The following is a 13,512-nucleotide window of genomic DNA, read 5'->3' as shown; positions in this document are numbered from 1 at the left end:
CCCGGCTATTTTGCGCCGCAAGAGACCTATGGCTTCCCTCAAAAGCTTTTAGTTCGGCAGCCGGCTTTGCCGCCAGTCGCGCGGCGACAGGCCGTAATGGTCACGGAACACGCGGCCGAAATGCGAGAGATCGTTAAAGCCCCAGGCGAATGCAATCTCGCCGATGTGGCGATGCGCGTGCGCTGGTGAGGCGAGGTCGCGCTTGCAGCGCTCCAGCCGCTGCGCCAGCACGAAGCGCTGGAACGAGGTGTCCTCGTCGGCCAAAAGGCTGTTGACGTAGCGCGGCGAGATGCCGAGCGCGGCGGCGGTCTCGGCGAGGTTGAGCTCGGGGTTCGGCAGATGCGCAAGCACATGCGCCTTCAGCCGGTAGAGCAGCGCGGAGCGGTGGGTCGAGGCGGGCAGCGCGGCGCCGCCGAGCCGCTCGCTCATCGCCATCGCCATCAGGTCGGCGGCCTGGTCGGCAAGGCGGATCGCGTTGTCAGGATCGAGCTTGTCGGCGATCTCGGAGAGCCCCGCGATGAACTGCCAGGCGAGCCGCTGCACGGGACGATCCGATGTGAACGTGGTCGCAGTTAAGCCCTGGGTGCCGGCAAAGCGCCGGTGCAGCATGGCGCGCGGCACCTGGAAGATGATCTGCGTGAAGTCGGCGTTGAAGCGCAATTCATAGGGCCGGGTGGTGTCGTAGAATGCGAACTCGCCCGGTTGGATCACGGTCTCGCGGCCGTCCTGCAGCACGGCGCCCGCGCCACTCCGGCCGAGGGCGAACAGAACAAAATCCTCGCTGGCGCGAGCGATCCGCGACGGGGTACGCAGCACCCGTTGCCGGCTCGACGAGACGACCGAGCATTTCACCGCGCCCAGCTGCGCGCTGGTGATGGCGCCGTGGAAGGCGGTGCCGAGGTCGGACTTGCAGTCGAGCTGCACGAACACGTCGCAGACGATGTCCTGCCAGAGCGCAAGGCGCCGATGGGTGGGCGCGTCTTCCGTGGTGAACAGGGCCGGCATGATTTCCTCCCTTCACGAGTGCAAACGCTGGCCACGCAAACAAAGCAAGCTTCATACCGGGGACGGCCGGGGAATCTCCTCCGCAGTCGAATTTTCCTTCCGTCCTGGTCGAACGGCGTGCCCGGTCCCGGGGCAGCATGATGTCAGAGGCCGCAAGTCGGATCGTAGCCATGTCGTTCTGTGAGCCAAGGAGTTGAGTGTTATAGTTGTCTTCCTAAGACCGCTTGGCCTCCGACTTGGCCGCACCTGCCTGGCTCGACCTCGACGCCTCCATCGCCAAGTCCATCGCGCTGATCGAGGAGGCCGCCGCTAAAGGGGCGAAGCTGATCGCGTTTCCCGAAGCCTTCATCCCCGGCTATCCCTGGTACATCTGGCTGGACTCGCCGGCCTGGGCGATCGGGCGCGGCTTCGTGCAGCGCTATTTCGACAACTCGCTGAGCTACGACAGCCCGCAGGCCGAGAAGCTGCGGCTCGCGGTCAAGAAGGCCGGCATGACCGCGGTGCTCGGCCTGTCCGAGCGCGACGGCGGCAGCCTCTACCTCGCGCAATGGCTGATCGGGCCCGACGGCGAGACCATCGCGAAGCGGCGCAAGCTGCGGCCGACCCATGCCGAGCGCACCGTCTATGGCGAGGGCGACGGCAGCGACCTTGCGGTGCATGACCGTCCCGGCATCGGCCGGCTCGGCGCGCTGTGCTGCTGGGAGCATCTGCAGCCGCTGTCGAAATACGCGATGTACGCCCAGAACGAGCAGGTCCATGTCGCGGCCTGGCCGAGCTTCTCGCTGTATGATCCGTTCGCGCCGGCGCTCGGCTGGGAGGTCAACAACGCGGCCTCGCGGGTCTATGCGGTCGAAGGCTCGTGCTTCGTGCTGGCGCCCTGCGCCACGGTCTCGCAGGCGATGGTCGACGAGATGTGCGACCGCGACGACAAGCACGCGCTGCTGCATGTCGGCGGCGGACATGCCGCGATCTACGGGCCGGACGGCAGCTCGATCGCCGAGAAGCTGCCGCCCGAGCAGGAGGGCCTGCTGCTCGCCGATATCGATCTCGGCGCGATCGGGATCGCCAAGAATGCCGCCGATCCGGCCGGGCACTATTCGCGCCCCGATGTCACGCGTCTGCTGCTGAACAAGAAGCCCTCGAAGCGCGTCGAGCATTTCGCGCTTCCGCTCGACAGCCTTGAGGAGATCGACGCGGCCGCGAGCTGAAAGCACGACATCCAACGGGAGGCGACTGCCATGGAATCCGCCATTCCATCTCATTTGCAGACAGTCCGATCGCGTCATCGGCGTGTGCCCGACGACTACGCGCCGCCTTATCCATCCTTCGTCGCGCGCCACAAGCCCGCGGTCACGCGCGTGATCATGGCCTATTTCGGCGTGCAATATCGCGGTGAGAGGAGCGCGGCGGCGACCGACGCGCTGGCGCAGATCGCCACGCGCTTTGCCAGAGAAAACAGTCCGACGCATTGGGACCGCGCGCAATATGTTGACCAGGCCGGCTTCACCAACGTCGTCTCGGTCGCCTATTGGGACGACGCCGGGCGTTTCGACGCCTGGTTCGACGGCGCGCGCGAGGCCTGGACCGGCAGCGGCGCCGGCGATGGCGTCGGTCGCTTCATCGAGGTGCTGCGGCCGCATGTTGCGCGCTACGAGACGCTGTTCTCGTCGCTCGGCCGTCCGGAGGGCGTCGCGGTGCTTGCCGACGGCATGAGCGGCGAGGTGCAGGAGCACGCCTATTGGGGCGGTATGCGCGACCGTATCCCGCTGTCGCAGACCGACGCGATGACGCCGGGCGGCGAGCCGCGCGTGATCCGCGACGGCGCACGCATCCGTGTGGTCGCGCATGACAATCTCTGCCTGATCCGTTCCGGACAGGACTGGAGCGATACCGAGGCAGCGGAACGCAAGATGTATCTCGACGATGTCGAACCGGTGCTGCGCGAGGGCATGGATTTCCTGCGCGACGACGGTGTGCCGATCGGCTGCTATGCCAACCGCTATATGCGCGTTGTCGATGCGGAGGGCAGGCCAACCGAAAAGTCCTACGGCCAGAGCTGGTGGAAGAGCCTTGCGGCACTCGAGCGCTGGGCGGAATCGCACCCGACCCATGTCAGGATTTTTGGCGCGGCGATGAAGTATCTCTCGACCTTGGGGCCGAACGCCAAGCTCAGGCTGTATCACGAGGTCACGGTGGCAGGCGCCGACGAGCAGTTCTTCGAATATCTCGGCTGCCATGAACGGACCGGCATGCTCACCGCCATACAGGTTGCGGCGGCGCCATCCGCCTGAGAGCTCGCCTCAACATTGCTCCGTCATGGCCGGGCTTGTCCGCGCCATGCCAGCACGCCGCGGCTTCTCCGTGACTGACTGGTGTCTCTGGAATACCGGATCGCCCGGTCGAGCCGAGCGACGACGCCTTGAGTTGGCTAAGTGCTCGTGTCTAGCGCCGAGCCTTACGCCACGCGCTCGCGCAGGCCCTTGGCGACTTCCTTCTGCGCGTCGAACTCGCGGCGCAGGCGGGCCAGCTCCTCGGCGCTGAGCGCATCGGCGTTGCTGTAGTCGCGCTTCCAGGCATGGTCCGCGCTCCAGCGCAGTGGTGACTGCACGGTGGTCTGCGGACCGGGCGCCTGCTCAAGCACGCGCAGCGCCAGCTCCAGCGTGAACGCCTGCGAGGCGACGTCCTGCGGCTTGCCGGCGGAATTGCCGAGCGGGAAATCGGAGAACAGGAAGCGCGGCACCGCGGCGTGCTCGACGATATCCTTGGCGCAGCCCATCACGACGGTGGAGATGCCGTTGGCCTCGAGGTGCCGCGCCACCAGGCTGACGGTCTGGTGGCAGACCGGGCAGTTCGGCACCAGCACCGCGGCGTCGACCTTGTCGTCACGGCAACGCTTGAGGATTTCGGGCGCGTCGGTCTCGATGGTGACGCGGTGGCTGCGGTTGGTCGGGGCGCCGAAGAAGCGCGGCGCGACGTCGCCGATCGTGCCGGCCGCGGCGAGGCGCTTGAGCTGTGCCAGCGGGAACCAGGTGCCGTTGTCGGTCGCCGTGGTGTGGGTGCGGTCATAGGCGATGTGCGAAATCCGCAGATCGTGCTGCTTTGACGTGTCGCCGTCATAGACCGCATAGAACTTGGCCCCGCCGTTGTATTTCGCGCCGGGACCCTGGTCGCCCCGTGCCGGATCGAACGGCGCCGCGGTCGTGATGATGGCGACCCGGGACTGGTTCAGCGGCTTCTTCAGGGGCTGGAACGGGGCGGAGGTGTAATGCGCCCAGCGGTAGGGGGCGGTGTAGCCGATAGCCGCGTAATAATCGCGGGTTCGCTTCATATAGCCGATCGGGGCGTCGTCATCGGGGGCAAAGCCGAGTTGATCGTCGGATGCTGCGGCCATTTTGCGCTCCCTTTTGCGCGCCATCATTTCAGTCCATAGCTAGACCACGAGCTTGCGGTGTCAAGCCGCGCCCGCACGGGAACAGAATTGCCATGCGAACCGGTCGTTGCGCCGCATTGGTCATGCTTGTGCTGCTGGTGCCGCCGGCCCGCGTCGGCGCGGAGGACGCTCCGGCCGCGGCCCCGGCGCCGCCGCCTGGCACCGAGCAGCCGGCAGCGCCGCCCCCGGACAAGCCCGCTGAGCAGCCCGCGGCCGCGCCGGCGGAGCCGCCTGCGCCACCGCCGGGAGAGCAGGCCGCACCATCGGCCGACAAACCTGCCGCGTCCCCGGCGGATACGCCCGCAGCGCCGGCCGAGAAGCCCGCGGCGGCGACCGACAAGCCCGCGGACGATGTGCGCGAGAGCGACACCCGCGAGGCGATGTGCCTGATGATCGAGTCGGCGGCGCGGGCCAACGATCTGCCGCTCGAATTCTTCGCGCGCGTGATCTGGCAGGAGAGCCGCTTCCAGGCCGATGCGGTTGGTCCGATGACCCGCAACGGCCAGCGCGCGCAGGGCATCGCGCAATTCATGCCGGGCACGGCAAACGAGCGCGGGTTGCTCGATCCGTTCAATCCGGTGCAGGCGCTGCCGAAGTCGGCCGAATTCCTCAGCGAGCTGCGCAACCAGTTCGGCAATCTCGGCCTCGCGGCCGCGGCCTACAATGCCGGCCCGCGCCGGATCCAGGATTGGCTCGCCGGCTCCGGCTACATGCCGCAGGAGACGCGCAATTACGTCTCCGCGATCACCGGCTCCAGCGTCGACGACTGGGCCGCTGCCGGGCGCAACGGCAAGATGCCGCAGCGCGCGCCGACCACGAGCTGCCGCGAGCTGATGGCGCTGCTCAAGCGCGCGCCGAATCCGTTCGTCGCTGGGCTCGAGCAGCACATCACGCTGTCGGCCGCCAAGGTCTGGGGCGTCCAGCTCGCCGCCGGCTTCAGCCGCGACAAGGCGCTCGCGATGTATGCCCGCGCCATCAAGCGGCTGTCGAACGTGATCGGCGATCAGGATCCGAGCCTCTTGAGCTCGCGGCTACGCACCCGCGGCAGCGCGACCTTTTACCAGGTGCGCATCGGCGCCGACACGCGCCCCGAGGCCGACGGCCTGTGCAACCGCATTCGCAAGGCGGGCGGGGCGTGTTTCGTGCTGAAGAACAGGGCGTGATTGTGTGGATCGGTAGCCCGGATGAAGCGAAGCGCAATCCGGGACAGCTCTCGCCGGTTGCAAGAGCGGCCCCGGATTTCGCTGGCGCTTCATCCGGGCTACCAAGGCGCATACCCGCCCTGTGCCGTCTCTTGCTTGACCCTGCGTTGTCAGCGCCCTAAGCCGCCGCGATTGCAAACCATCCGGTTCCCCGTGGCGCTTCCTCCGCTCGATTCTCCGCAATGGCACACCTCGTTCCGCGCCTTCCTGTGGGGCGCACGGTCGATCGGCGCGACCGTGTTGACCCTGGTGCTGTTTGCGACCTATCTCGGCATCGGCGCGCTGGCGCATGATTCCGGCTTCTCGCTGGGCTGGACCCTGGCGAGCACGGCGTTCGTCTGGGCCGGTCCCGCGCAGATCATCGTGATCACGACACTCGGCTCCGGCGCCACCGTGCTGCAATCGGCGATCGCGGTCACCGTCAGCGCGATCCGCCTGTTTCCGATGGTGGTGTCGGTGTTGCCGATGATGCGGACCGAACAGACCAAGCGCCGGCATCTGATCCTGGTGGCGCATCTCACCGCCGTGACGCTGTGGGTCGAATGCTTCCGCTTCCTGCCGCAGGTGCCGCGCAACCGGCGGATCGCCTTCATCCACGGGCTCGGCTGCGGCCTGGTCACGGTCTGCCTGATCGCCAACACGATCGGCTACATGCTCGCGGCCAACCTCACGCCGCTGTTCGCCGCCGGCATGCTGATGCTGACGCCGCTCGCCTTCCTGTTCTCCACGGCGCGCAACTGCCGCGAGCTCGCCGATGTCATCGCGCTGGTGCTCGGCCTATTGCTGTTCCCGCTGGCGGCGATGCTGAACAGCGGCGTCGACATCCTGGTCAGCGGCGTCGTCGCCGGCACCATCGCCTATGCCGTGCACCGCGCGAGGGCAGGCATCGTCGGGGCGCGCGCATGAGCGGTTTCATCGGCGAATGGCACGCGCTGGCGATCCTGTTTGTCGCGGGCGTCATCCCCAACCAGATCTGGCGCATGCTCGGCCTGTGGTTCGGCGGCGGCATCGACGAGAACTCCGAACTCTTGGTCTGGGTGAGGGCGGTCGCCACCGCGATCCTCGCCGGTATCATCGCGCAGATCGTGGTGCAACCGCCGGGCGCGCTCGCCAGCGTGCCGGACTGGCTGCGCTACGGCGCCGTCGCCGCCGGCTTTGTCGTGTTCATGCTGGCGAGGAAATCGATCTTCGCCGGCGTGATCGCAGGCGAAGTCGTCATGATCGCTGGCAAATACTGGCTCGCCTGATTGCGGCGTCCGCATTATCCGCTAGTCTCGCTCCCCAAGAACAAGACAACGGGGAAACGGCATGCAGCGGCGCGCATCATCGCTAATCATTGTTGCTCTGACGGCGTTGCTGGCGGCGACGCTGCCGGCGCGTGCCGCGGATTATCCGACGCGACCGATCAAGCTCGTGGTGCCGTATGCCGCGGGCGGGCCGACCGACGTGCTCGGCCGCATCGTCGGCGAATATCTCGGGCGCGATCTCAAACAGGTGGTCGTGGTCGAGAACAAGGCCGGTGCGCAGGGCGCGATCGGCGCCGAGGCCGTGGCGCGCTCCGATCCCGACGGCTACACGCTGTTCGTGACGGCCGCCTCGATCTTCGTGCTCAATCCGATGCTCTACAAGAAGCTGCCCTACGATCCGGCCAGGGATTTTCGCCTGCTGTCCGTCATCACGGACGCGCCGATGATCATGGAGGTGCACCCGTCGGTGCCGGCGAGGACGATCGCGGAGTTCGTCGCTTACGCGAAGAAGAATCCCGGAAAACTCAATTTCGGATCGGCGGGCACCGGCGGCACGGTTCATCTCGCCGGCGAGATGTTCAAGCAGATGGCCGGCGTCGAGATGACCCACGTGCCGTACAAGGGCGCAGGACCCGCGCTGACCGATCTGCTGTCCGGCAACATCCAGCTGATGTTCGACACGCTCGGCACCGCGCTGCCGCCGGTCAAATCGGGCATGCTGCGGCCGCTCGGCGTCAGCTCGACGGAGCGCATCCCCGATTTGCCCGATCTGCCGACGATCGCCGAGAGCGGCTATCCCGATTATGCGGTCAGCGTCTGGTATGGTATCGCAGCGCCGTCGAGGGTGCCTGACGACATCGCCGACAAGATCAAGGCGAGCCTCGACCGGGCCTTGAACGACGAAGCGTTCCGCGCTTCGCTGCTCAAGATCGGTTTCCCGCCGCTGCATGCGAAGAGCCAGGCCGAGATCGACAAGTTCGTGAATACCGATCGCGCGCGATGGGCGGGCGTGGTCAAGGCGCTGAACATATCGCTGGATTGACACATGGTACGTGAAATGGAACTGCGCCAGGGCGAGGTCGCCGTCGACATGCCGACGGCGCGCGATGCCGCGCTTGTCTTCATCGGCCGCATCCGCACGCCCTGGACCTCGCGGCTGGCGACGCCGCGACAGGGGCGCCATGACGGCCCGGTGTGCCGGCTCGAGATTTTCGAGCCCTGGGTCGCCGCGATCAAGGGCGTCGATTTCTATTCAAATCTCGAGGTGCTGTACTGGCTGCATCAGTCGCGCCGCGACATCGTGCTGCAAAGCCCGAAGAACAACGGCAACACCCGCGGCACCTTCTCGCTGCGCTCGCCGGTGCGCCCCAATCCGATCGGCACCGCGATCGTCAAGCTGGTCGGCGTCGAGGGCAACGTCATCTTGGTGCGCGGCCTCGACTGCCTCGACGAGACGCCGCTGATCGACGTCAAGCCCGATCGCTGCGAGTTCACCCCGCTGGCTCCGCCGCAGGCCGGGGACTTTGAGACGGAGTAGAATCTCTCAACCGGTCATTCCGGGGCGATGCGAAGCATCGAACCCGGAATCTCGAGATTCCGGGTTCGCGCTCCGCGCGCCCCGGAATGACAGCGGTGGGATTACTTCAACGCTGCGATCAGCTTCGCCGCGCTGGCCTCCAGCACCTTGCCGTCTTCCTTGTGGCTCGCGGGCGGCAGCAGTGCGACGCCGTCCTTGCGTGGCATGACGTGCATGTGCAGATGGAAGACGACCTGGCCACCGGCCGGCTCGTTGAATTGCTGGACCGTGATGCCGTCGGCTTCGAACGCCTTCATCGCGGCGGCGGCGATCTTGTGCGAGGCGCGCGCGACATGGGCGTAGTCGTCGGGCTTGATGTCGAGGATGTTGCGGGCAGGGGCCTTCGGGATCACGAGCGTGTGCCCCGGCGAGCGCGGCATGATGTCGAGGAACGCGAACACGTGCTCGTCCTCATAGACCTTGTAGCAGGGCAGCTCGCCGCGCAGGATCTTCGCGAAGATGTTGTTGTTGTCGTAGGCGGCGGGCATGGCGGCGGCTCCTCGATGATGCTGATTTATTGCCTAGGTGGCGGCGGAGACGTCAAGCGTCGTCGTCGACCGTCTTGCGGAACGGGCCGGCCTCGGTGAGCTCGCGGCCGACCTCGGCGACATAGTCGCGCTCGCGCTTGAGGTAATCGGCGATCGCACGGCGCAGCCCGGGATCGGCGATGAAATGCGCCGAATAGGTGGTCTGCGGCAGGTAGCCGCGCGCCAGCTTGTGCTCGCCCTGCGCGCCGGCCTCGACCACCTTGAGGCCGCGCTGAACCGCGAAATCGATCGCCTGGTAGTAGCAGACCTCGAAATGCAGGAACGGGTGGTGCTCGATCGCGCCCCAGTTGCGGCCGAACAGCGTGTCGGAGCCGATGAAGTTGATCGCACCGGCGATCCAGCGGCCGTTGCGCTTGGCCATCACCAGCAGCACGTCCCGGCTCATCGTCTCGCCGATCAGCGAGAAGAATTCTCGGGTCAGATACGGCCGGCCCCATTTGCGCGAGCCGGTCTCCATGTAGAACTCGAAGAACGCATCCCAGGCGTCCTCGGTGATGTCCGAGCCGGCCAGCCAGTGGATGGTGATCCCGGCGGCGACCGCCTCGCGGCGCTCGCGCTTGATGCCCTTGCGATGGCGGGAGTTCAGCGAACCGAGAAAGTCGTCGAAGGTCTTGTAGCCCTGATTGTGCCAGTGGAACTGCTGGTCGGTCCGCTGCAGGAAACCGTGGGCGCCGAGGAACCTGGCCTCGTCCTCGCGGGCGAACGTCACATGCACGGAGGACGCCTCGGTGGCGTTGCAGAGCGCCCGCAGGCCCCGCGCCAGCGCCGAGCCGATCACCTCGCGGTCGACGCCGTCGCGGATCAACAGCCGCGGCCCGGTCGCGGGCGTGAAGGGGACCGACACCTGAAGCTTCGGGTAATAGCTGCCGCCGGCGCGGTGGTAGGCCTCGGCCCAGCCGCGGTCGAACACGTATTCGCCCTGCGAGTGCGATTTCAGATAGCAGGGCACGACGCCGACGATCCGGCCATCGAGCTTCGCGATCAGATGCCGCGGGCCCCAGCCGGTCCGCGGACAGGCCGACTTGGAGGCTTCGGCGGCGGCAAAAAAGGCGTGGGAAACGAATGGGTTATAGCTCGAACTTGCGGTGGTCTGGCAATCCTTTGCGGAACCGGGCGAGGCCAGCGTGTCGAGGTGATGGATGCTGTCCGCATCCGCCTTGGGATTGGCGCAGGCGTCCCATTCGGCGGCCGGAATGCCGCCGATGTCGGCTACAGCCTCTAGGGTGATTTCAGAAGACGCCATCGAGAATGAAGACCGGTGCCTCGTTTGAGCATGATCTTTCCGGAACAGCTGGCTCCACTTCCGGATCATGCCCCGCATTGCGCCATCGCCGATGACGACCAACCCTCGCCAACATCGTGCGTCGCAGCGACGAGTTCAAGACTGCAAGGGCATGTCTCGGACATGTCAGGTTCCCGGCACGAACCCCTCGAAAATCATCTGGTCGGCGTAGCGCGCCGCGCGCTCGCGCTGTTCCACCGTCCGCACGGTCCAGGCCAGCAGCGCACAGCCGAACACGTTGCGGGCGATCCACGGCTCCGGTGCCGGCAGCTGGTTGACCCAATAGGCGACGAAATGCGGCTCGGTCGTAAAGCCGTGCCGCAGGTATAGCATGCTGTCGCGCTGTGCCGGCGTCAGCTTGTCCCAATGGCCGTCGTCATAGGTGCGCTGGGCGGTGATGCCGCGCGGCAGGTTCGGCATGATCTCGCGCAGCGCCAGCACCTGGTCGGGATCGAAGGACATGCCGACCACCGGGCCGGAATAGGACGCCAGCACCTCGGCCATCCGCCGCACCAGCTTGCGGTCGCCGTCGAAATGGCTCTTCACCTCGACCACCAGCGGCACGCGGCCGGCGACCAGCGCGCAGAGATCGCCGAGCGTCATCATCTGCTCGGCGGTGTCCTTGAACTTGACGGCCTTCAGCTCGGCCGCCGTCCTGGTTGCCAGCAGCCCCGCCCCCTCGGTGAGGCGGCCGAGCGCATCGTCGTGATGCACCATGGCCTCGCCGTCGGCGGTGAGCTGGATATCGCACTCGATGGCGAAGTTGCCGGCTACCGCGGCGGTGGCCGCGGCCGGCATGTTCTCGATGATGCCGCGTGCGGCATCGTGCAGGCCGCGATGGGCAACCGGCCGTTTCGTCAGCCAATCAGGAGCGCGCATCGATCAGGCGACTTCGAACACGCCTTCGACTTCGACCGCGGCGTCCGCGGGCAGCGAGGCGACGCCCACGGTGGTACGGGCATGGCGGCCCTTGTCGCCGAACGCCTCGACCATCAGGTCGGAGGCGCCGTTCAGCACCTTCGGCCCGTCAAAGAAGTCGGGCGCCGAATTGATGAATCCGCCGAGCCGCACCACGCGCACGACCTTGTCGAGGTCGCCGAGCGCGGCCTTGATCTGGGCCAGCAGATTGATTGCGCAGCCGCGCGCGGCAGCGGCGCCCTGTTCGAGCGTGACGCCGGCGCCGAGCTTGCCCTTGGCGATCAGCTTGCCCTCGGCGTTGAAGCAGACCTGGCCGGACACGAACAGCAGGTTTCCGCTGCGGACGAAGGGGACATAGTTTGCGACCGGGGAGGTCGGCTCGGGAAGTGTGATGCCCTGTGACGCCAGTTTTTGTTCGACGGTACCCGCCATTTTTGGTCCCCCAATTGGATTGCACGAAGCCTGAAACGCGGTCAGGGCCAAGTTTGTTTCGATTGTTTCGCGCATCGTGCCGCCGGTTGCAAGCGACGGTAAGGTGAGGACAACGCGGCCATGACGTGCCGAATCGCACGGAAAGCTGCCGAAAATGACGGCAATTTCGCTGCATACATTGCCATTTTGTCAGACTTGCCCCAGTTGCGGCGCAATACCACCGTCACTATTGTGGCGAATCCCTGCCTCCTTGAGGAAACCACATGACCCTGCCGTTCCGGACTCCGTCGCGTGCCCTGGTGTTTGCGATCGCCGTTGCCGCAGGATCCGGCCTGGTTCAGGGGCCCGCGGTCGCTGCGGCAAGCGGGCCGTTTCTCGCGCATCAGGCGCTCTACGACCTCAGCCTGGTGAAATCGCGCGGCTCCAACTCGGTCAGCGATGCGCGCGGGCGCATCCTCTACAATTTCTCCGGCAACTCCTGCGAAGGCTACACCTCCGAATTCCGCCAGGTGTCCGAGCTCGACAGCGGCGAGGGCAAGGTGACGCTGTCCGATCTTCGCTCCACGTCCTGGGAGGACGCGTCGGGCAAAAGCTACCGCTTCAAGATCGACACGCGGATGAACGACAGCGAATCGTCGCCGGTCGACGGCATCGCCGAGCGGGTCGGCGATCATATCACCGTGAAGCTGACCCAGCCGGTCAAGAAGACGTTCAATATCGACGGCAAGATCGTGTTCCCGACCGAGCAGATCCAGCACATCATCGCTGCCGCCCGCGACGGCAAGTCGGTGCTCGAGCAGACCGTCTATGACGGCTCCGACAACGGCGAGAAGATCTACAACACGCTGACCGTGATCGGCCGGCCGATCACAGGCGACCGCGCGCCGTCATCGCCCGATCCGTCGACGGCGAGCAATGCGATGAAGGCCATGACGCGCTGGCCGGTGACGGTGAGCTATTACGACAGCGACGCGCGCGCGAAGGACGGCGAGCAGACGCCGGTCTACGCGATGTCGTTCGAGCTGTACGAGAACGGCGTCTCCCGTGCACTGGTGCTGGACTACAACGATTTCGTGATCTCGGGCGCGCTGGACAAGTTCGACGTCAGGGATTCCAAGCCCTGCAAGTGAGGGCTGGCTATCGCCACCCACTCAGCGTCGTCCCGGGCAAGCGAAGCGGGACCCATCACCACAGGGGTGAGTTGTTGAAGGGGGCTGTGGCCCCAGCGTCGCACAACAATCACCTTCGGTGGATGGGTCCCGGCTTTCGTCGGGACGACGGCGGAGCAAGCCCGAGCACTCCACGACACCGCACTGGCCGGAACCGTCCGGCACGAGTAGGCTTCCCACAAACACGCGTGTCAGGGAGGCACCTCATGAGCGAGCTCAACCACCTTCGCCCCAGCGGCCTGCATCACAATCCGGCTTACTCCCACGTCGTCGTCGCCTCCGGCGCGCGCACGATCTACATTTCGGGACAGGTCTCCGTCGACGAGGAGGGCCGCGTGGTCGGCGCCGGCGATCTCGCCGCGCAGACGACGCAGGTGATGCAGAACCTCGGCATGGCGCTGAAGGCCGCCGGAGCCAGCTATTCCAATATCGTGAAGATCACGACCTTGGTCGTCGGCTACAAGCCGGAGCTCCGTCCCATCATCGGCAAGGCACGTTCGGCGTTCTTTGAGGGCATGGAGCCGCCGGCCTCTACGCTGGTCGGTGTCACCGCGCTCGCGGCGCCGGAATGGCTGATTGAGATCGAGGCGGTTGCGGTCGCGGATTGAAGGGCTGCGCAGTCGTCGTGCGCGGGCTCGACCCGCGCATCCATCGCTTTTCAAAGAGTCCTCGTTGATGGATGGCCGGGTCAAGCCCGGCCATG

15 protein-coding genes are annotated in these 13,512 nt (G+C 66.3%); 9 read left to right on the top strand and 6 right to left on the bottom strand.

Going from position 1 to position 13,512, the window contains the following annotated elements; translation table 11 throughout:
- Positions 1 to 48: 48 nt before the first annotated feature.
- Positions 49 to 1,005, bottom strand: a complete 957-nt coding sequence (locus tag Q2M23_RS06910) for a helix-turn-helix domain-containing protein (RefSeq protein ID WP_316395048.1) — start codon at positions 1,003 to 1,005, stop codon at positions 49 to 51.
- Between the two features lie 236 nt (positions 1,006 to 1,241).
- Here Q2M23_RS06910 and Q2M23_RS06905 point away from each other — a divergent pair, with 236 nt between their 5' ends.
- Both Q2M23_RS06905 and Q2M23_RS06900 read left to right on the top strand, forming a co-directional pair.
- Positions 1,242 to 2,213 carry a carbon-nitrogen hydrolase family protein gene (locus Q2M23_RS06905; RefSeq protein ID WP_316395047.1) on the top strand — a complete coding sequence of 324 codons (972 nt, stop codon included), beginning with the start codon at positions 1,242 to 1,244 and terminating at the stop codon, positions 2,211 to 2,213.
- A gap of 30 nt (positions 2,214 to 2,243) precedes the next feature.
- Positions 2,244 to 3,296 (top strand): phenylacetaldoxime dehydratase family protein, encoded by a 1,053-nt coding sequence (locus Q2M23_RS06900; protein WP_316395045.1) that lies wholly within the window; start codon positions 2,244 to 2,246, stop codon positions 3,294 to 3,296.
- 164 nt (positions 3,297 to 3,460) lie between these two features.
- Here Q2M23_RS06900 and Q2M23_RS06895 read toward each other — a convergent pair whose 3' ends face one another.
- Positions 3,461 to 4,396 carry a glycine/sarcosine/betaine reductase selenoprotein B family protein gene (locus Q2M23_RS06895; RefSeq protein ID WP_316395043.1) on the bottom strand — a complete coding sequence of 312 codons (936 nt, stop codon included), beginning with the start codon at positions 4,394 to 4,396 and terminating at the stop codon, positions 3,461 to 3,463.
- Positions 4,397 to 4,488: 92 nt separating this feature from the next.
- Here Q2M23_RS06895 and Q2M23_RS06890 point away from each other — a divergent pair, with 92 nt between their 5' ends.
- The 5 genes from Q2M23_RS06890 to tsaA all read left to right on the top strand — a co-directional run bounded on the left by Q2M23_RS06890 (position 4,489) and on the right by tsaA (position 8,421).
- Positions 4,489 to 5,598 carry a lytic transglycosylase domain-containing protein gene (locus tag Q2M23_RS06890; RefSeq protein WP_253623770.1) on the top strand — a complete coding sequence of 370 codons (1,110 nt, stop codon included), beginning with the start codon at positions 4,489 to 4,491 and terminating at the stop codon, positions 5,596 to 5,598.
- 192 nt (positions 5,599 to 5,790) lie between these two features.
- The gene (locus Q2M23_RS06885) at positions 5,791 to 6,543 is read left to right on the top strand and encodes an AzlC family ABC transporter permease (RefSeq protein WP_028336401.1); all 753 of its coding nucleotides are present in this window, start codon (positions 5,791 to 5,793) and stop codon (positions 6,541 to 6,543) included.
- On the top strand, positions 6,540 to 6,884 hold the full coding sequence (locus tag Q2M23_RS06880) for an AzlD domain-containing protein (RefSeq protein WP_076834502.1): 345 nt from the start codon (positions 6,540 to 6,542) through the stop codon (positions 6,882 to 6,884). Before Q2M23_RS06885 ends, Q2M23_RS06880 begins: the two co-directional genes overlap by 4 nt.
- 61 nt (positions 6,885 to 6,945) lie before the next feature.
- Complete coding sequence (locus tag Q2M23_RS06875) at positions 6,946 to 7,926, top strand: tripartite tricarboxylate transporter substrate binding protein (RefSeq protein WP_316395040.1); 981 nt, start codon at positions 6,946 to 6,948, stop codon at positions 7,924 to 7,926.
- Between the two features lie 3 nt (positions 7,927 to 7,929).
- On the top strand, positions 7,930 to 8,421 hold the full coding sequence (gene tsaA / locus Q2M23_RS06870; protein WP_310885854.1) for a tRNA (N6-threonylcarbamoyladenosine(37)-N6)-methyltransferase TrmO: 492 nt from the start codon (positions 7,930 to 7,932) through the stop codon (positions 8,419 to 8,421).
- 101 nt (positions 8,422 to 8,522) lie between these two features.
- Here tsaA and Q2M23_RS06865 read toward each other — a convergent pair whose 3' ends face one another.
- The 4 genes from Q2M23_RS06865 to Q2M23_RS06850 all read right to left on the bottom strand — a co-directional run bounded on the left by Q2M23_RS06865 (position 8,523) and on the right by Q2M23_RS06850 (position 11,640).
- Entirely contained in the window at positions 8,523 to 8,948 is a 426-nt protein-coding gene (locus Q2M23_RS06865) for an HIT family protein (RefSeq protein WP_057020806.1), read from the bottom strand.
- Positions 8,949 to 9,000: 52 nt separating this feature from the next.
- The gene (locus Q2M23_RS06860) at positions 9,001 to 10,251 is read right to left on the bottom strand and encodes a GNAT family N-acetyltransferase (RefSeq protein ID WP_310885856.1); all 1,251 of its coding nucleotides are present in this window, start codon (positions 10,249 to 10,251) and stop codon (positions 9,001 to 9,003) included.
- 165 nt (positions 10,252 to 10,416) lie between these two features.
- Positions 10,417 to 11,169, bottom strand: coding sequence for a glycerophosphodiester phosphodiesterase (locus tag Q2M23_RS06855; protein ID WP_076834494.1), 753 nt, complete (start codon positions 11,167 to 11,169; stop codon positions 10,417 to 10,419).
- Positions 11,170 to 11,172: 3 nt separating this feature from the next.
- Positions 11,173 to 11,640 carry a RidA family protein gene (locus Q2M23_RS06850; RefSeq protein ID WP_016845428.1) on the bottom strand — a complete coding sequence of 156 codons (468 nt, stop codon included), beginning with the start codon at positions 11,638 to 11,640 and terminating at the stop codon, positions 11,173 to 11,175.
- A gap of 263 nt (positions 11,641 to 11,903) precedes the next feature.
- Between Q2M23_RS06850 and Q2M23_RS06845 the strand changes: the two genes are divergently transcribed.
- A complete protein-coding gene (locus Q2M23_RS06845) occupies positions 11,904 to 12,770 on the top strand; it encodes a cell envelope integrity EipB family protein (RefSeq protein WP_057020803.1) in 867 nt (288 codons plus the stop codon).
- A 245-nt stretch (positions 12,771 to 13,015) separates the two neighbouring features.
- Positions 13,016 to 13,417: a RidA family protein gene (locus Q2M23_RS06840; protein ID WP_310885857.1), complete on the top strand. Its 402-nt coding sequence runs from the start codon at positions 13,016 to 13,018 to the stop codon at positions 13,415 to 13,417.
- Positions 13,418 to 13,512 lie beyond the last annotated feature (95 nt).

The organism is Bradyrhizobium sp. 33ap4 (genome assembly GCF_032654765.1).
Classification (GTDB): domain Bacteria; phylum Pseudomonadota; class Alphaproteobacteria; order Rhizobiales; family Xanthobacteraceae; genus Bradyrhizobium; species Bradyrhizobium australafricanum.
The sequence above is the reverse complement of the archived record's forward strand: the minus strand, read 5'-3'. Positions and strand labels throughout refer to the sequence as shown.